Below are 17,710 nucleotides of genomic sequence, written 5' to 3'. Positions count from 1 at the left end.
GCTGCCCGCGCCGATCTGCGGATCTTCTCCCGCTGCGGGCACCGGGGTTCAGGTCGAGCGCGAGGACGCGTTCGAACGCGCCGTGATCGACGTCCCGCACAGCGGATGGTGAACGCGCGCTGATCTTTTCGCGCTGACGCCGCAGTGGCCGCCGCACCTCACGAGGGTGCGGCGGCCATCGCCGTTTCCCGCCCGTGCCGCGAAATCCTGCGTCTGCTGAAGCCCCTGCCCGTTACAGTCCGTGGTCGCGCGCCCAGCCCGCGATCTGGGTACGCGAGGTGAAGCCGAGTTTGGTCAGGATGTGCTCGACATGGGTCTCGGCGGTGCGCACCGAGATCACCAGATCGGCCGCGATGCGTTTGTTGCTGTGCCCGGCGGCGACCAGCCGGGCCACATCCTTCTCCCGGCGGGTGAGCAGCGACAGCGCCGCGGTGTCGACGGGCGTGGCGCGTGCGGGCGCGGCGGCCGGTTCCTCGGGGGCGGGCCCGCGGCCCAGCGCGAAATCGATCGCCGCCGGGAGCGTCATCGCGGCACCGGTGTCGTATGCGGCGCGGAAACCGCTGTCGCCCAGCGCGTTCCGGACCTCGTCGCGCACCTTTTCGCCCACCGCGCTGGTAATCGTGTGGGCCAACCGCACCGTACTGCGCTGCAGCGTCTCGGCCGCACCCATCAGCCGGGCCGACCGCTCCATATCACCGCGGGCGGCGGCCGACCACGCCATACCGTCGAATCCCGAAGCCAGCCACACACATCGATCGAACAGCGCGAACTCCTCGATCGCGCGCCCGAGGTAGTCGTCGGCGGCATCCTGATCACCCAGCCGCCACTGATCGATACCGAGCGTCCACAGCGCCAGCCCACCCAGCATGTGTGGACCGTAGCGCTGCGTGAGCGCATGGAACTCCCGTGCCATCTCGGTCGCGCGCGGGTCCTCCAGCAGGGTCGCGCACATGAAACCGAAAGCGAGACTGTCCATTTCGGTGGCGTGATGCTCGTCGGCACGCGCCAGCCGGATCGCCTCACCGCTGCGGCGCAGGGCACCGGCGGTATCGGCATCGGTGAAATCGATCAGTGCCGCATCCAGTTCCGCCTCGGCGAGGATGTCGGTGGCGCCCAGATCGGTGGCCACGGTGACGCATTCGCTCGCCAGCCGCGCCGCCGACTCCCGATCCGACAGCAGCGCTGCCAGCGAGGCCGCCGACGACAGCGCCCGCGCCCGCTCCCAGCTCGGTTCCGGATTCCGGGCCAGGGCGTCGGTCAGCCATCGATACCCCTCGGACAGGAACCGGTAGTGCTCCCAGAACGGCCGCAGCACGGTCGCGGTCTCCATCGCCAGCTGCGGTGCGTCGAGCATCGAGAACTGCAGGGCCGAACGCAGATTGGCGTGCTCGCGGGCCAATTCGCGGAACCACGCGAGATCGTCGGAACTCCAGTACGCGGTCTGCCCGCGCAATGCCAGTCCGCGGTAGTGATCGCGGTGGCGGGCCCGCATCCGGCGTTCGTCACCGTGTTCGACGAGGCGGTCGTGGCCGAATTGCCGGATCGGCTCCAGCATCGAATAGCGCGGCGCCACAACGTCGTACCGCAACCGCAGCACCGACTTGTCGACCAGGCCGGTCAGCGCGTCGAGCAATCCCTGCGGCCCCGGTGGCAGCAGGCACACCGCCTCGGCGGCCTCGATGTCGAAACCACCGGCGAAGACCGACAGCTGTTGCCACAACCGCTGTTCCGCGGGCGTGCACAGTTCGTAACTCCAGCGGATCGCGCCCTCGATGGTCTGCTGACGCTGCGGTGCGGTGCGCGGTCCGGCGCTGAGCAGGTCCATGGTGTCGTCGAGCCGGTCGCGAATCTGCTCGGGCGTGAACACCCGGAACCGCAACGCCGCCAGTTCCAGCGCCAGCGGGATGCCGTCGAGGCGCTGGCAGATCGCGGCGAGGGTGTCGCGGTTGGCGGGGGTGAAGGTGAAATCCGGATTCGCCGCGGTGGCCCGCTCCACCAGCAGTCGCATCGCATCGCTGTCGACGTCGGCGACCGACAGCGGCGGAATCGGCATCACCTGCTCACCGGGTATGCCCAGCACCTCGCGACTGGTCGCCAGCACCCGCACCTCGGGGGTCGCGGCGACGAGATGGGCGACCAGCGCCGCGCACGCGTCGATGAGATGTTCGCAGTTGTCCAGGATCAGCAGGAGTCGTTTGCTGGCGAGGAACTCGGTGAGCCGGTCGAGCGGCGCGGTGGTGTCGTCGCGCAGAGCCAACGCCTCGGCGACGCTGAGGGTGACCAGATCGGGATCGTGCACATCGGCCAATTCGACCAGCCACACCCCGTCCGGGAAGGCGCGCGCCATCGCCGCGCCGACCTGCCGCGACAGCCGCGTCTTACCCACACCACCCGGGCCGAGCAGAGTCAGCACGCGGGTCGCGGGCAGCAGCCGTTTCGCGGTGGCCAGTTCGTCGCGGCGGCCGACGAAACTGGTGACCTCGGCGGGAAGATTCCCGGTGACACGCCGCGCCATGATCGCCAACCCTATCGTGATCGAAACGCGTTCGGACCACATCGGCGATGTCGGTCCCGCATGCCCGCGGACGGTGAGAACGGGAATAGGCTGAGACCGCGAACCGAGGCTCGCGCCGCGGTCCCCCCGGGCCGCGAACCCACAGACCCCTCGTCCCCAGGAGGCTCCCCGTGCGGATCGGCATCATGCTCAGCGAACAGACCGGACCGGATGCGCTGGTGCGCCTGACCGACGAACTGCAGCAGGTGACCGGCGAGGGTTTCGAATCGGCGTGGCTGTCGCACATCTTCGGTCTCGACGCGCTGACCGCGCTCGCCGTCGCCGGCAGCAAGGTGCCGAACATCGAACTCGGCACGGCCGTGGTGCCGACCTATCCGCGGCACCCGGGCGCCCTGGCACAGCAGGCCGTCACCACCGCGCTCGCGGTCGGCCGCGGCCGGCTCACCCTGGGGATCGGCCTGTCGCACCAGATCGTCATCGAGAACATGTTCGGCTACGACTTCGGCCGCCCGGCCCGGCACATGAAGGAGTACCTGTCGATTCTCGGGCCGCTGCTCGACGGGCAGCCGGTGACCTACCAGGGCGAGACCCTGAGCGCGAACCTCGGCCTGACCGCGGGGGAGACCGGGCGGATCCCGGTGCTCGTGGCCGCCATGGGAACCCAGATGCTGAAACTGGCGGCGCGGCGCACCGACGGCACCGTGCTGTGGATGACCGGCCCCGCGACCATCGCCGACCACATCGCACCCACCATCACCGCGGCCGCCGCCGAAGCCGGCCGGCCGGCACCGCGGGTGGTCTGCTCGCTGCCGGTGCTGGTCACCGACGATGTGGAGCGCGGCCGGGAGCGGGCCGCCACCGTCTTCGCCGCCTACGGTTCGCTGCCTTCGTATCGGGCCATGATGGATCGCGAGGGCGCCGAAGGGCCGGCCGATCTGGCGATCATCGGTACCGAGGAGCAGGTGGCAGCCCGCATCGAGAAGGTGTTCGCCGCCGGCGCCACGGAATTCGTGGCCGCCCCGTTCGTCGGCGGGCAGGCCGCCGAGCGCACCCGCAAGCTGCTCACCCAGCTGGCGGACTGAGCGACCGTGGCGCGCCGGGCGCGGATCGAGGACGTGGAAGAACTCGCCCTCGCGATGCCGCACGTCACGGTGGTGCGGGGTTCGAGCGGCAATCCGGTCTTTCAGGTCGGGGCCAAGTCGTTCATCTTCTTCCGCACCCCGCGCCCGGACGCCGTCGATCCGGACACCGGCGAACGGTACCCCGATGTGATCGTCTTCTGGGTGCCGTCGGAATCGGACAAGCGTGCACTCGTTCAGGATCCGGATTCGCCGTTCTTCACCACCGCTCATTTCGACGGGCATCTATCGGTACTGCTGCGCGGGGCCCACATCGGTGAACTCGATCTCGACGAATTGCGCGAGGTCGTCCAGGACGCCTGGCTCTCCCGGGCCTCGGCGACGCGGGCCCGGCGCTGGCTGGCCGAACACCGCCTCTGAATCGCGCTGAATCCGTTGCGGCACAAGGAGTGTCAGTTCGCCGCAGCGGAGGCGACGTCGAGCCCGGCCAGTTGGTGACGCATCCGTTCCCGCTTGGTGCGCAGGTAGCGGACGTTGTGCTCGGTCGGGTCGGTCTGCAGCGGAATCCGGCGCGTGACCGCGATGCCGTGCGCCTGCAGGCCCGCCTGCTTATCCGGATTGTTGCTGAGCAAGCGCACCGATTCGACACCCAGATCGCTCAGGATCTGCGCGCCCGCTCCGTAGCGGCGGGCATCGATCGGCAGCCCGAGGCGCAGATTCGCGTCCACGGTGTCGGCGCCGGCGTCCTGTAGTTCGTAGGCGCGCAATTTGTTCAGCAGGCCGATGCCGCGGCCCTCCTGCCCCCGCAGATACACCACGACACCGCGGCCCTCGGCGGCCACCGCGCGCAGCGCGGCGTCGAGTTGTTCACCGCAGTCGCAGCGCAGCGAGCCGAAGGCGTCGCCGGTCAGGCATTCCGAATGCAGCCGGGCCAGGACGTCGGTTCCGGACGGATCGCCGAAGACCAGCGCCAGATGTTCGACCGGCTGGGTGCCGGAGTCGGTGTCGCGGTAGCCGAAGACCTGGAAATCGCCGTAGCGCGTGGGCAGCCGGGTCTGCGCGAGCCGGGTGACGGTGTGCTCGCGATGCTTTCGGTACTCGATGAGGTCGGCGATGGAGATGATCGGCAGCCCGTGCTCGCGCGCGAAGACCAGCAGCTGCGGCAACCGTGCCATCGATCCGTCGTCGTTCACGACTTCCGCGATCACCCCCGCCGGCCGCAATCCGGCCGCGCGGAGCAGGTCGACGGTCGCCTCGGTGTGCCCGGCCCGGCCCAGCACGCCGCGCGGGTGCGCCCGCAGCGGGAAGACGTGCCCGGGGCGGGTGAGGTCGGCCGGGGTGGTGCGCGGATCGGCCAGCAGTCGCATGGTGTGGGCGCGGTCGGCCGCCGAGATACCCGTGCTGACGCCCGCGGCCGCGTCGACCGATACGGTGTAGGCGGTGCCCTTGGGGTCCTCGTTGACCGCCGTCATCGGGGGCAGCGAGAGCCGGTCGAGGTCGGCGCCGGGCATCGGCACGCACAGCACGCCGCTGGTGTGGCGGATCAGGAATCCGATGGTCTGCGCGGTCGCGAATTCCGCGGCCAGGACGAGATCGCCTTCGTTCTCCCGATCCTCGTCGTCGACCACCACGACGGGCCGGCCGGCGGCCAGGGCGTCGAGTGCGTTCTGGATGGAATCGAGTTCACCGGTCATCGTGCACCTCCTGTATGCCTAATAGAAATATTCCGAAACGCTCCTCGCTAGGAAGGGTTCCGCTCAGTGAGATTTTGGGGACGGCGAATTCCGGGGCTCGGGCGCCGGCGTTGACCTCGAGTGCGGTTGAGGATGCACGCTGGAGTCATGACACAGGCCGCAGAGTTCTGGAACACCGCCTACGACGACGACACCGCCCCCTGGGTGATCGGTGAGCCGCAGCCGGCGATCGTGGAAGTGGAGCGCGCGGGGTTGATCCGAGGGCGGGTGCTCGACGTCGGAACGGGTGCGGGGGAGCACACCATCGCCCTCACCGCCCTGGGCTACGACGTGCTGGGTATCGACCTGTCGCCGAGCGCGGTCGAGTACGCGCGGCGCAACGCGGCCGCGAAGGGGGTGCCCGCGGCGCGCTTCCGGGTAGCAGACGCGGTCCGGCTCGGCGCCGATCCCGCGGCGACCGCCGAACTCGGCGTCTTCGACACGATCGTCGACAGCGCCCTGTTCCACATCTTCCGCGAGGATCCCGGCACCCGCGCCGACTACGTCCGGTCGCTGCACAGCCTGTGCGCTCCGGGCGGTCTGGTACATGTGCTGGCACTCTCCGATACCGACCCGGGCTTCGGGCCGCGCATCAGCGATCGGCTGTTGCGTGAATCATTCGACGCGGGTTGGGAATTGGAGGATCTGCGACCCGCGTCCTATCGCGGCCGGGTCACCTCGGTGGTCGCCGACCAGGTCGCCGGACTGGACGTGGCCGCGAACGGAACCGTGAATACCGCCGCCTGGCTGGCCCGGATCCGGCGAGTGTAGCGACGGATCCGGTGCGAAGCGGGCGCGCCGGTTCTGCGCTCTATCGGGGACGAGCCTTCGGCTTCGGTGGTGCGAGCGGTGCCTCGCGATTGCGGGGCAGCCGGCCGCGCTTGTTCAACGCCTCCAGGTCGTCGAGCAGATCCTCGGCCAGTTGGCGCTCCGCCTCGTAGTGCCGGATGCACCAGCGCAACACCGCGCTGGGGAAGGCCCAATCCGGGTTGGCGTCGGATCCTTCGGCGTCGGCGGCGGCGCGGCGGCGCATCTTCTCCGCGTAATCGATATGCGCGGTGAGGATTTCGCGCAGCCGCTCCGGCTCGGCCAGATGTCCGAGCCACGCTCGCAGCAGCACACTGTGTTTCAGCACCGGTGCTTCCACCGGTGAGTGATTGACCCAGTGCGCCACGGCATCCCGGCCACTGGTGGTGATCGCGTACATCCGCTTGCCGCGCACGCCGTCCTCGGAGGTCACGGTGCGCGAGGTGACGTACCCATGCTTCTCGAGGCGTTTGAGTTCGGCGTAGATCTGGCTGAACGACGGGCTCCAGTAGAAGAACTGCAAACTCCAGTCCGCCCACTTCTTCAGATCGTAGCCGGACAATTCGTCCGCATGCGAAAGCATCCCGAGCACGGCCCACGAAGTGGTCGGCAGATCGGTGCCAGATGTCATCGCCGAACTATACCGCCCAGTCATATGCGGATCCGAAATCAGCGCCAGCGGGTGCGGTGCGGGAACAGTGCCCGCCCGGCCTCGTGCACGACCTCGAGGACGACCCGGGCCAGCCGGTCGTAACTCATCGCCTCGGCACGTCCCGACAGCGAGAGCGCGGCCGGCGGTGCGCCGCGGCCACGCAGCGGCGCGGCCACACAGGCGATGCCGACCATGGCCTCCTCGCGGTCGATCGCCACGCCTTGACGCAGCCGGATCTGCCCGAGTTCGCGATGCAGCGCATCGGGTTCGGCCAGGGTGCGCGGAGTGAGCCGGGGCAGCCGCCCGCGGAACGCGGCCTCGGCGATGGTGGGTTCCAGCGCCGCCAGCATCGCCTTGCCCAAAGCCGTTGCGTGCGCGGGCATCCGGCCGCCGAGGCGGGTCGGCAGCGCCGCGCCGAACCGGCCGCCGGCCTTGTCCAAGTAGACGACCTCGCGGCCGTCGAGCACGGCCAAGTGGCCCACCATGCCCGTCCGCTGCGACAACTCGTGCAGCAGCGGGCTCACCGCATCGCGAATCTCGTTGTGGTCCGCGGTCAGTCCGCCCAGTTCCAGCGTGCGCATGCCGAGGCGGTAGCCGCCGGCGGAATGCGCCAGCCAGCGCAGCCGGATCATCTGATCCAGGATGCGATGGACCGTCGATCGCGGAAGTCCGGTCCGCTCGACCAGTTCCAGCAGTGTCAGCGTCGGGGTGTTCGCGTCGAAGGCATCCAGGATCAGCGTCATCCGCTCGATCATCGACACCGGAATCGGCGCGCCGGCTCGATGAGCCCTGGCGCCCGTCGTCGCATGATGCGCGGCCGTGGTGGTGCGTTCCGCGGAGGGCAGCACGGTGACGGTCATATGTACCTCCGTTGGCTCATATGCAGTCTAGAAGTATTTCGACTAGGCATGTTTGGTTTCGGCATTTGTGTCACCTATCACAGTGGCTGCCACCACACCGATCGCGAATCGGTGGAACTACGTAAGTGCTACCGAAATCTCTCCCGTTCACCGGACCTGGCTGTTGACGGAGTCTCCCCCCGACCTGGTGTCATGACTTACAGCTATATGTCTGTCCGAAACAAGGAGTGGCCGTGGAGCCGGTAGTACAGGTGGACGAGATCTCGGAGGCGACCTTCAAAGCCGTGCTGAGCAGGTTCTGCTCCGGGGTCACGGTGATCACCGCCCGGTCCGGCGACGAGCCGGTCGGGTTCAGCTGCCAGTCCTTCTCGTCGTTGTCCCTCGACCCACCCCGGGTCTGCTTCTTCCCCGCGCGGACCTCGACGTCGTGGCCGCGCATCCGTGAGGTGGGGCGGTTCTGCGTGAACATCCTGGCCCACGACCAGGACGAGATCTGCCGCGCGCTGGCCCGCCGCGGCACCGACAAATTCGCGGGCGTGGACTGGGAGTTGTCCGGAAACGGGTCGCCGCGGCTGAGCGGCGCGCTGGCCAGTATCGACTGCGAGCTGGATCGCGAGGTCGACGGCGGCGACCACACCATCGTGATCGCCCGGGTCACCGCGCTGGCCGAACATTCCGACCAGGCGCCGCTGCTGTTCTACCGCTCCTCGTTCGAGCGTCTGCACGGGCACTGACGCGTGCGGGGTGGTGGCCGGCGGGGTGCGTACCCGCACGCACCGCCGCGGGGTCGCGTCACTGCCGATGGTCGGAGCCGATCTCCCGGCCAGTGGGACTTCGCGTGCCGGACCCCCGTTCCGATGGCGAGCATCGAGTCATCACCCGGGGCGGGTTCGGCCGGCGGGTAGTCGAGGCCGATCGCGATCGAGGCCGAACGCAATCGAGACGGAGGAATCATGAACAGCGACAGCGAAGTGCGGGTCATCGACGCCGGCGCACCGCCCACCCGGTTCGCCCGCGGCTGGCACTGCCTGGGCCTGGCGGACTCCTTCCGCGACGGCAAGCCGCACACCGTCGCCGCCTTCGGCACCGAACTGGTCGTCTTCGCCGGCGAGGACGGCACGCTCAACGTCCTCAACGCCTACTGCCCGCACATGGGTGGCAATCTCGCCGACGGCACCGTCAAGGGCGATTCGCTGGCCTGCCCGTTCCACGACTGGCGGTGGAACGGCAAGGGCAAATGCACCGGAATCCCCTACGCGCGCCGGGTGCCTCCGCTGGCCCGCACCAAGGCGTGGCCGACGCTGGAGCAGAACAAGCAGCTGTTCGTCTGGAACGATCCCGAGGGCAAGCAGCCACCCGCCGATATCACCATCCCGCGCGTCGACGCCGCCTTCGACGACGGCTGGACCGACTGGACCTGGAACTCGATGATCGTCGAGGCCAACTGCCGCGAGGTCGTCGACAACGTCGTCGACATGGCGCACTTCTTCTACGTGCACTACGGCTTCCCGACCTTCTTCAAGAACGTGTTCGAGGGTCATGTCGCCAGCCAGTACATGACCTCGATCTCGCGCGAGGACATGATGGGCGCGACCGCGAAGGCGTTGGGCGGCAAGAACACTCTGCATTCGGAGGCGTCGTACTACGGCCCCTCCTACATGATCGACTATCTGCGCAGCGAGAGTGCCGGGCTCACGGTCGAGGGCTACCTGATCAACTGCCACTATCCGATCACCGAGAACCGGTTCGTCCTGCAGTACGGCGCCATCGCGAAGAAGCCGGAGGGCGTGTCGCCGGAGCAGGCCGAGCAGATCGCGGCGGCCTTCGTCGGCGGTCTCGGCAAGGGGTTCGAACAGGATGCGGCGATCTGGAAGCGCAAGTCGCGCATCAACAATCCGCTGCTGTGCGAGGAGGACGGGCCGGTCTATCAGCTGCGTCGCTGGTACGAGCAGTTCTACACCGACGTCGCCGACATCTCCGAGGAGATGACCGCGCGCTTCGAATTCGAGGTCGACACCACCCGCGCGGTCACCGCCTGGGAGGCCGAGGTCGCGGAAAACCTCGCCAAGCGGGCCGAACAGGCCGTGGCGGGCTGAGAGTCATCGCGATGGACGAGGTTTCGTGCCGATCCTGCGGAACATGCGTGCTGGTGGAGAAGTTCAGCCCGCAGCATACGAGCGTGCAGTGGAGCCGGTCGGCGATGCGCGCGTGCACCGAACTGTCGGCACCGGGTGCGCACACCTGCGCCGCCCTGCGCGACAGCATCGACGCGGCGGTGGAGTCGGGGCGGGTGAGCGTGAGTACCCGCGATGTCGATGTGCGCACCCGCGGCCGGACCGTGGCCTGACGGCGGGTCGGAAAGCTGAATGAACGGCAGAGAAACGGATGTGGTGGTGCTCGATGGATACCGCGATCGAACTCGACGTGCGTGAGCCGGGCGGTGCGCCCGAGGATGCCGGCCCGCGCGATCCGGCGGCCGATCCGGTCGTCGTCGAGATCGTGCGTGTGGTGCGCGAAACCGCGGACGCGGTGTCGCTGGAGCTGGCTCCGCGGCCCGAACACGCGCAGCGGTTCGGTTACCGGCCCGGACAGTTCCTCACCCTGCGCATCCCCAGCGATCGCACCGGTTCGGTGAGCCGGTGCTACTCGCTGTCGAGCGCACCGCACGAGGACGGTCCGATGAAGGTCACCGTCAAACGAACGGTGCGGGGTTACGCGTCGAACTGGTTGTGCGACAACGCCGTCGCCGGTGAGAGTTTGCAGGTGCTGCCGCCGGCCGGACTGTTCACCCCGGCCTCGCTGGACACGGATCTGCTGCTGTTCGCCGGCGGTAGCGGCATCACCCCGGTGTTGTCGATCCTGAAATCGGCGCTGGCACAGGGCAGCGGGCACTGCACCCTCGTCTACGCCAATCGCGACGAATCATCGGTGATCTTCGCCGCGGAGCTCGCCGAACTCGCCGCCGCGCACCCGGATCGGCTGCAGGTGCTGCACTGGCTGGAATCGGTGCAGGGCCTGCCGAGCGTGCCGCAACTGTCCGCGCTGGTGCGGCACTGGGCCGACCGTGAGACGTTCGTCTGCGGTCCGGGGCCGTTCATGGATGCCGTCGGCGCCGCGATGGCCACGCACGGCGCCGACCGGCGGCGCGTGCACATGGAGAAGTTCGTCTCCTTGACCGGCAATCCGTTCGAGGCGGCGGCTCCGGTGGGCGATGCCGCCGACCCCGCCGACGCGGCGCACGTCGAGGTCGAACTCGACGGCGAGAATCACCGGATGGCCTGGCCGCGCCGCCAGGTCCTGTTGGATACATTGCTGGCCGCGGGTCTCGAGGCGCCGTATTCGTGCCGCGAGGGCGCATGCAGCGCCTGCGTATGCCGGGTGGTGTCCGGCGAGGTGTCCATGCGCCGCAACGAAGTCCTCGAGGAGGAGGATCTCGCCGAGGGCTATGTGCTGGCCTGCCAGGCGGTGCCGGTCACCGACGACGTTTCGATCAGTTATTCCTGAACCACCCGACCCCTTGCAAGGAGTGCACATGGCCGCCGTCAGCTCGCTCGGATATGTCCGGGCGCAGATCGCCGATGTCGCCGCATGGCGTGAATTCGCCTTCGACACCATCGGATTCGCCGAAGGGTCGGGCCCCAACCCGGAATCGATCTACCTGCGGACGGATGAGCACACCTACCGCCTGGAATTGGTTCCGGGCGATCGCGACGAGGTGATCGCCGTCGGCTGGCAGGTCGCCGACCGGCGCTCGCTGACGCTGGTGCGCGAAACCCTCGCCGCGGCCGGGATCGAGGTCACCGAGCTGTCGCCGGCCGAATCCGCCGCGCGCCACGTCGAGGAGGCGATCAGCTTCACCGATCCCGCCGGATTCACCATCGAGATCTTCCACGGCCCCCTGCTCGACCACAGCCCGGTGGTCGGCAAGTACGGAAACCGTTTCGTCTCCGGCGATCTGGGGCTCGGCCACGTCGTGCTGCCGGTGCCCGATATCGAGGCGGCGCGGCAGTTCTACACCGAGGTGCTGGACTTCGCCTCGCGCGGTTCGTTCCGGGTCGGTCCGCCCGACCATCCGATCTGGATCCGGTTCATGGGTGTCAATCCCCGCCACCACAGCCTGGCGCTGATTCCCGGCGGCCGCGGCGACGGCCCGGGCATCGTGCATGTGATGGTGGAGGTCGACGCGCTCGACGATGTCGGCCGGGCGCTCGACCGGGTGACCAAGGCGGGCTACCACCTGTCCTCGACGCTCGGGCGCCACACCAACGACAAGATGATCTCCTTCTACGTTCGTACCCCGGGCGGTTGGGACCTCGAATTCGGTTGCGAGGGAATGCTCGTGGGCGAGGACTACGTCGCGGAGGAGATGACGGCCGACAGCTACTGGGGCCATGAATGGGCGCGCGGCTGAGCGGCCGTCACATCGCCCGGCGGCCAACACGCGGTGACGCGAACCGGCCGCCGAGGGTACCTATACGTCGGTGAAGGTGACCCGGACGGAGATCGGATCGGTCTGCAGAGCGGCGAATCCGGCGGCGGTCAGCGGCGCGAGCGCCGGGTGCGGGGCGAAGGCGCGGGCCCGGGCGACCACATCGTCGTCGGGGCGCAACTCGGCCGTGGCCGTGCGCCAGATTCCGTTGTGCCGCAATCGCACCGAGGGGTTGGCGCGTACATTGTTGCCCCAGCCCGACCGCATGCCGTGCTGGCAGATGATCCAGGCGCCGTCGTCGTCGAATCGCACCGATACCGGAACGCGTCGCGGCTGACCGGATTTGCGGCCGACGGTCTCCAGTTCGGTCGCGAAGGTGGACCGCACACCGATCCGGTCCAATGCGGCGAATCCGGGATTGACCAGATAGCGGCCGACGGCGCGCTCGATCCGGAACTTCGTCGACTTCCGGTCGCCGCCGGCCGTTCCGCGCCGAGATCGGAAGGCGTCGAACCCGTTGCGGCGCAGCATGGTCAGCGCCGTCGACCACGGTGAGCGAGCCGGATCCGGATCGAGCCCGGCGCCGAGGCGATGCAGCTGATCGGTATGCCATTGCAGATCGAGGGCGCCGTCGACGGCGCGCAGGGTGCCGCTGCGGGCGATGCGGCCGCGCAGGCCGAGCGAAATCGACGGCGGCCGAAGCTCTTGCGTGCCGCCGGTGAGCAGATCGGCGGCGGCGGTGGGGTACACCGTGGTGGGGCGGCCGAGTCCGGCCACATCGCAGGCGCCGGAGGCGACCGCACCGGCCATCGCCGTCCGGCTGCGGAAGCCGCCGGTGACCGCCAGCGGCACCGCGGCCGCGACCCGGCGCACCGTCTCCGCGTACTCGAGGAAGTAGGCCTCCCGTGCCCGGGTACTCGCCGCCGCGTCGCGGGACCTGCCCATCATCGCCGGGGATTCGTAACTGCCGCCGCTGATTTCGATCAGATCCAGCGGTTGCCGGGCCAATTGCCGCACCACCGCGCGTGATTCGTCCTCGGTGAAACCGCCGCGCTGGAAATCGGCCGAGTTCAGTTTGACGGCCACCGCGAAGCCCGGCTGGACCGCCGCGCGGACGGCGCCGACCACCTCGAGCAGGAAGCGCGCCCGGCGTGACGCGTCACCGCCCCAGTCGTCGGTGCGCTGATTGGCCAGGGGCGACAGGAACTGCGACACCAGGTAGCCGTGGGCGCCGTGGATCTGCACCCCGTCGAAGCCGGCCGATTCCGCGATTCGCGCCGCGTCGGCGAAGCGCCGGATCAGATCGTGGATGTCGGCTTCGGTGAGCGCCCGCGGTGTGGGCAGCCCCGGCGCACCCGAGGCGATCGCCGAGGGCGCCACCGGCCGCTGTCGTGTGGCCAGCGGATTGGCTTGGCGGCCGGGATGATTCAGCTGCATCCAGATCGGGGTGCCGCCGTCCTTGGCGGCCTTCGCCCACCGGGTCAGGGCCGCGAGATCGCGGTCGTCGTCGACGACCACATTGCCCGGCTCGCCGAGCTGGGTGCGATCGATCATCACGTTGCCGGTGACGATCAGGCCGTAGCCGCCGGCTCCCCAGCGGCGATACAGCCGGACCAGCCGGTCGTCGGGAGCATGCGCCGCGGTGCCGAGCCCCTCGCTGAGCGCCGACTTCATGATCCGGTTGGGAAGCACCTGGCCGCAGGGCAGGGGAAGTGGGTCGTGCAGTCCGGTCATGCCTATTCCTCCAGGGCGTGGCTCGGAAATGAGGTATACCGATCGGTATAGTCGGCAGAGTAGTACACCGATCGGTCTAGGGCAACGGTAGGCTGGACCGGACAAGGTGCGTGAGGAAAGGGGTCGCATCATGGGAGCCCGCGACCGGCTCATCGACAGCGCCGTGGATCTGATGCGCAGCAACGGTGTGGCCGGCACCGGTATCGCGCAACTGCTCGACCACAGCGGCATCTCGCGCCGCTCGGTATATCTCAACTTTCCCGGCGGTAAGTCGGAACTGATCGCCGAGGCGACCCGCGCGGCCGGCGCCGCCTACAGCACCCTGCTGCGCACGATCACCGCCGGGGCCGACGTGGCGTCGTGTGTCGGTGCCTTCCCGGCCCTCTGGCGCGAGAAACTCGCGGTCAGCGACTTCACCGCCGGATGTCCGATCGTCGCGGCCGCGCTGGGCCGGTCGGAGGCGCCCGAGGCCGCCGACGCGGCCGGGGCGACCTTCACCGAATGGGAGACCATTCTCGCCGAACGCCTCGAAACCGAGGACGTCGCACCGGATCTCGCGATATCGCTGGCCACCACGGTGGTCGCGGCGCTCGAGGGGGCGGTGATCCTGTCCCTGGCGACCCGTTCCATGGCGCCGCTGGAACGGGTGGGCGCCCAGATGTCGGAACTCATCGCTCGCCACACCGCCACGCCGTAGTTGTCGCCGGCTTCGGAGGGCATACCGGTTGTGCGCAGCCGCGGTGGATACGACATCGTGGGCCGGTGCGGGCATGACGGCCGGGCCCCGGGCGCCGAACACCTCCGGCGCCCCCGGTGCGTTATTCGGTGAGTGCCCGCGCTATCGCCGCCGCGGTGGGGATCGCCGCCGTGGCGCCGACGACGGTGGTGGCCAGGGCGCCGGCGGTACAGGCCCACGCCAGAGCGGTCGCGGGGCCCTCGTGCCAGTGTGCGGCCAGCGCGCCGGTGAACGTGTCCCCGGCGCCGGTGGTGTCGACCACCTCGACCCGCACGCCCGGATGAGAGAGCTCGCCCTCGGGTCCGCGATAGCGCGCGCCCTCGCCGCCGCGGGTGGTCAGCACATGCGGGACCGCCCGGAGTTCCGAATCCAGTTGCGCCGCTTCGCCCTCGTTGACCACCGCGATGTCGACCGCATCCCACAGCTGCGGTGGCAGTGACCGCGCGGGGGACGGATTGAGCAGAACGAGAGTGCCGTGCTCACGTGCGCAGCGGGCGGCGCCGAGCACGGTCTCCACCGGAATTTCCAGCTGGCACAGCAGAATATCCGCCTCGGTGACGAGGGCGCGATCACCGTCGGTGAGCCCGGACAGCTCCGCATTGGCTCCGCCGACCACGATGATCGTATTCTCGCCGGCGTCGTCGACCACGATGGTGGCGGTCCCGCTGGCCCCCTCGACGGTGCGCAGTCCGGCGGTCCCGACCTCATTGTCCTCGAGCACTTTTCGCAACTCGACGCCGAAGACGTCGGTTCCGACCGCGCCGACGAAATCGACCGCCGCGCCCGCACGTCGAGCGGCGATCGCCTGGTTCGCGCCCTTCCCGCCGGGCACCGTATCGAAGGCGGTGCCGAGGACGGTCTCACCGGGCCGCGGCCGCCGCGGCGTGCGGGTCACCAGATCCATGTTGATACTGCCGACCACTGCGATCCGTGCCATGCACGCACCGTAACCCGCCGTGGCGTCTGCGGGCTCGAACGTCGCCGCCGTCAGGCGTGGTCGGCCGCCGTCGCCACCGCGGCCAGCCGGTCGAGCGACCCGAGTAGTTTGTCCGAGGTCGTCGCCCGGGCTCGGGGCAGCCGGACCTCGTCGGTCAGCCGGGTCCAGTCGTAGGTGTGCCGCACGAGCGTCCGGCTCTCGTCGACGGGTTCGAGCTCCCAGCGCCACAGATGCCCCGGCGGGCGCTGCCCGGATTCCGCGGGCAGCCAGGCGATCCGGCGGCCCTCCTCGAACTCCACCACGTGGTTCTCCCGCACGCTCCCGTTGGTGAGGGTCATCGCGAAGACCTCGCCCACACCCCGCACGCGCTGTCCGGTCTCCGCCCGGTCGAGATTGTCGTTTCCGTCCCACCGCGGCTGCTGCGCCGGATCGGCGATCAATTCGAAGATGTGCCCGGCCGGCGCGGCGACTTCGCGCTCCGCCGACACCACCCTGTCGATATCTGCCATGCGACCATCGAATCATTCACCGGCAGTGTCGACAACGCGGCCACGACTATCGTTCGGACACAGCCCTTTCGGTGTGCGTCTCATTCCTGCTCACCGACCGGGCCGGACGTCGCTTCGGCGTGCCGGGGCTCCAGAGGCGGACCGGCCACCGGGCAGTTGATCTTGCACTGCGGCGTGGCCTCGGGACTCGCGTCCCGCAGCGCGTCGTCGCGGACGGTCACCACGGTCAGCACCGCGGCCGCCGCCATGACGATCGCGCAGATGAGCATGGCCTCTCGGAATCCCTGTTCGAAGGCGGCGGGGTCGGTGTAGGCGGCGCCGGTGAGTCCGGTGAGCGGTGGGATCGCCGCCACCGCGAGCAATCCGGCCGCTCGGGCGACGGCGTTGTTGACGCCGCTGGCCACCCCCGCGTGCCGTTCGTCGGCCGTCGCCAGCACGGTCGCGGTCAGCGGTGCGACGGCCAGGGTGAGACCCAGGCCGAAGACGAGGGCGGCGGGCAGCACGTCGGTGACATAGGTGGCGTCGGGGCCGATCCGCATCATCAGCAGCATCCCGGCGGCCGCCAGCAGGACACCCGCGGTGATCGGGATGCGCGGTCCGATGCGCTGCGCCAGATCACCCGAGCGTGCGGAGAACAGCAGCATCAGGACGGTGACGGGCAGCATCGCGGTCCCGGCCGCCATCGGACTGAAACCGGCCACCACCTGCAGGGTCAGCACCAGCAGGAAGAACACCACGCCCATCGCGCCGTACATCACGAAGGTGACGGCGTTGATCGCGCTGAACTGCCGTGAAGCGAAGATCTCGACCGGCAGCATCGGCGGCGGCCCGCCGTGGTGGCCGGGCGCCTCGTACCGTGCCGACCGCCGCCGCTCGACGACGACGAAGGCCGCCCCGGCGAGGACGCCGATCGCCGCGGTCGCCACCACGGCCGTCCGGTTGCTCTCGTGTTCGGGGGCCATGGTCAGCGCATAGGTGATGCCTGCCAGGCACAGTGCCGCGAGGAACGCCCCCAGCACGTCGAACCCCTGGTGTGCCGGGCCGCCGGATTCGGCAGCCGGACGGGTGGACGCCGAGCCGTCGGCCGCGCCGGAACCATAGGTCTCCGGCACATGCCGCACCGCGACCAGCACCACCACCGCGGCCAGCGGAATGTTCAGCAGGAACACCCACCGCCACCCGGCGGCGCCGACCAGCCATCCGCCCAGGAAGGGGCCGATCGCGCCGGCGACCCCGCCGAGCCCGGACCACGCGCCCACCGCGCGGGCGCGATCGGATTTCGCGAACGACGCCTGGATGATCGCCAGCGAACCGGGCGTCAGCAGCGCACCGCCCACCCCTTGCAGCGCGCGGGCGGCGATGAGCATCGGAATGCCCTGAGCCGCACCGCAGATCGCCGAGGCCAACGCGAACCACACCACGCCGACGACGAAGATCCGCCGCCGGCCGAACCGGTCGCCCAGCGATCCGCCGAGCAGAATCAGCCCGGCCAGCGTGAGCGTGTACGCGTTCACGGTCCACTGCAGACCCGCCATCGAGGCGCCGAATTCCGCACCGATGCGGGGGAGCGCCACATTGACCACGGTCGCGTCCAGCATCGCCATTCCCGAGCCCAGCACCGTGGCCAGCAGCACCCAGCGACCCGAACCCGAGGACAACCGGATGGTGGCGACCATGAGGACACGGTAGCGGTGGGCGTCGCCGGAAGCGGGCGTTCGG

17 protein-coding genes are annotated in these 17,710 nt (G+C 69.5%); 9 read left to right on the top strand and 8 right to left on the bottom strand.

What is annotated here, in order from left to right; all coding sequences use genetic code 11:
• Positions 1-232: 232 nt before the first annotated feature.
• Complete coding sequence (locus tag NMI01S_RS23945; protein WP_063001051.1) at positions 233-2,515, bottom strand: LuxR C-terminal-related transcriptional regulator; 2,283 nt, start codon at positions 2,513-2,515, stop codon at positions 233-235.
• A 170-nt stretch (positions 2,516-2,685) separates the two neighbouring features.
• Here NMI01S_RS23945 and NMI01S_RS23940 point away from each other — a divergent pair, with 170 nt between their 5' ends.
• Together NMI01S_RS23940 and NMI01S_RS23935 are read left to right on the top strand one after the other, a co-directional pair.
• Positions 2,686-3,597 (top strand): LLM class F420-dependent oxidoreductase, encoded by a 912-nt coding sequence (locus tag NMI01S_RS23940; protein ID WP_063000624.1) that lies wholly within the window; start codon positions 2,686-2,688, stop codon positions 3,595-3,597.
• A gap of 54 nt (positions 3,598-3,651) precedes the next feature.
• On the top strand, positions 3,652-4,014 hold the full coding sequence (locus NMI01S_RS23935) for an MmcQ/YjbR family DNA-binding protein (protein ID WP_063001049.1): 363 nt from the start codon (positions 3,652-3,654) through the stop codon (positions 4,012-4,014).
• 32 nt (positions 4,015-4,046) lie between these two features.
• Here the strand turns inward: NMI01S_RS23935 and NMI01S_RS23930 are convergent, their stop codons facing one another.
• Positions 4,047-5,288, bottom strand: a complete 1,242-nt coding sequence (locus NMI01S_RS23930) for a bifunctional 3,4-dihydroxy-2-butanone-4-phosphate synthase/GTP cyclohydrolase II (protein ID WP_063000622.1) — start codon at positions 5,286-5,288, stop codon at positions 4,047-4,049.
• Between the two features lie 147 nt (positions 5,289-5,435).
• On the opposite strand from NMI01S_RS23930, the gene NMI01S_RS23925 reads away from it, so the two are divergent.
• Positions 5,436-6,098 carry a class I SAM-dependent methyltransferase gene (locus NMI01S_RS23925; RefSeq protein WP_063000620.1) on the top strand — a complete coding sequence of 221 codons (663 nt, stop codon included), beginning with the start codon at positions 5,436-5,438 and terminating at the stop codon, positions 6,096-6,098.
• A 40-nt stretch (positions 6,099-6,138) separates the two neighbouring features.
• Here the strand turns inward: NMI01S_RS23925 and NMI01S_RS23920 are convergent, their stop codons facing one another.
• Together NMI01S_RS23920 and NMI01S_RS23915 are read right to left on the bottom strand one after the other, a co-directional pair.
• Positions 6,139-6,765, bottom strand: a complete 627-nt coding sequence (locus tag NMI01S_RS23920; RefSeq protein ID WP_063000618.1) for a PadR family transcriptional regulator — start codon at positions 6,763-6,765, stop codon at positions 6,139-6,141.
• 38 nt (positions 6,766-6,803) lie between these two features.
• A complete protein-coding gene (locus tag NMI01S_RS23915) occupies positions 6,804-7,646 on the bottom strand; it encodes an IclR family transcriptional regulator (protein ID WP_036501211.1) in 843 nt (280 codons plus the stop codon).
• Positions 7,647-7,879: 233 nt separating this feature from the next.
• On the opposite strand from NMI01S_RS23915, the gene NMI01S_RS23910 reads away from it, so the two are divergent.
• The 5 genes from NMI01S_RS23910 to NMI01S_RS23890 all read left to right on the top strand — a co-directional run bounded on the left by NMI01S_RS23910 (position 7,880) and on the right by NMI01S_RS23890 (position 12,057).
• Complete coding sequence (locus NMI01S_RS23910) at positions 7,880-8,380, top strand: flavin reductase family protein (RefSeq protein WP_157126329.1); 501 nt, start codon at positions 7,880-7,882, stop codon at positions 8,378-8,380.
• 219 nt (positions 8,381-8,599) lie between these two features.
• Positions 8,600-9,742, top strand: a complete 1,143-nt coding sequence (locus tag NMI01S_RS23905; RefSeq protein WP_063000614.1) for a 3-ketosteroid-9-alpha-monooxygenase, oxygenase component — start codon at positions 8,600-8,602, stop codon at positions 9,740-9,742.
• 11 nt (positions 9,743-9,753) lie between these two features.
• Positions 9,754-9,993 (top strand): hypothetical protein, encoded by a 240-nt coding sequence (locus tag NMI01S_RS23900; protein ID WP_063000612.1) that lies wholly within the window; start codon positions 9,754-9,756, stop codon positions 9,991-9,993.
• Positions 9,994-10,046: 53 nt separating this feature from the next.
• Entirely contained in the window at positions 10,047-11,150 is a 1,104-nt protein-coding gene (locus NMI01S_RS23895; RefSeq protein ID WP_084513196.1) for a ferredoxin--NADP reductase, read from the top strand.
• 28 nt (positions 11,151-11,178) lie between these two features.
• The gene (locus NMI01S_RS23890) at positions 11,179-12,057 is read left to right on the top strand and encodes a VOC family protein (protein WP_063000610.1); all 879 of its coding nucleotides are present in this window, start codon (positions 11,179-11,181) and stop codon (positions 12,055-12,057) included.
• Positions 12,058-12,117: 60 nt separating this feature from the next.
• On the opposite strand, the gene NMI01S_RS23885 is transcribed toward NMI01S_RS23890, so the two are convergent.
• Positions 12,118-13,809: a nitroreductase family deazaflavin-dependent oxidoreductase gene (locus NMI01S_RS23885; RefSeq protein ID WP_063000608.1), complete on the bottom strand. Its 1,692-nt coding sequence runs from the start codon at positions 13,807-13,809 to the stop codon at positions 12,118-12,120.
• A 130-nt stretch (positions 13,810-13,939) separates the two neighbouring features.
• Here NMI01S_RS23885 and NMI01S_RS23880 point away from each other — a divergent pair, with 130 nt between their 5' ends.
• Positions 13,940-14,506, top strand: coding sequence for a TetR/AcrR family transcriptional regulator (locus NMI01S_RS23880; RefSeq protein ID WP_063000606.1), 567 nt, complete (start codon positions 13,940-13,942; stop codon positions 14,504-14,506).
• Positions 14,507-14,627: 121 nt separating this feature from the next.
• Here the strand turns inward: NMI01S_RS23880 and NMI01S_RS23875 are convergent, their stop codons facing one another.
• The 3 genes from NMI01S_RS23875 to NMI01S_RS23865 form a co-directional block, all read right to left on the bottom strand.
• Positions 14,628-15,482 (bottom strand): ribokinase, encoded by an 855-nt coding sequence (locus NMI01S_RS23875; RefSeq protein ID WP_063000604.1) that lies wholly within the window; start codon positions 15,480-15,482, stop codon positions 14,628-14,630.
• Positions 15,483-15,532: 50 nt separating this feature from the next.
• Positions 15,533-15,991: an SRPBCC family protein gene (locus NMI01S_RS23870; RefSeq protein ID WP_063000602.1), complete on the bottom strand. Its 459-nt coding sequence runs from the start codon at positions 15,989-15,991 to the stop codon at positions 15,533-15,535.
• Between the two features lie 80 nt (positions 15,992-16,071).
• Complete coding sequence (locus NMI01S_RS23865; protein ID WP_063001046.1) at positions 16,072-17,667, bottom strand: MFS transporter; 1,596 nt, start codon at positions 17,665-17,667, stop codon at positions 16,072-16,074.
• Positions 17,668-17,710 lie beyond the last annotated feature (43 nt).

The sequence above is a fragment of the Nocardia mikamii NBRC 108933 genome (assembly GCF_001613505.1).
In the GTDB taxonomy this organism is placed as follows: domain Bacteria; phylum Actinomycetota; class Actinomycetes; order Mycobacteriales; family Mycobacteriaceae; genus Nocardia; species Nocardia mikamii.
Note: the sequence above shows the minus strand (reverse complement) of the source record. Positions and strands in the feature narration are given on the sequence as shown.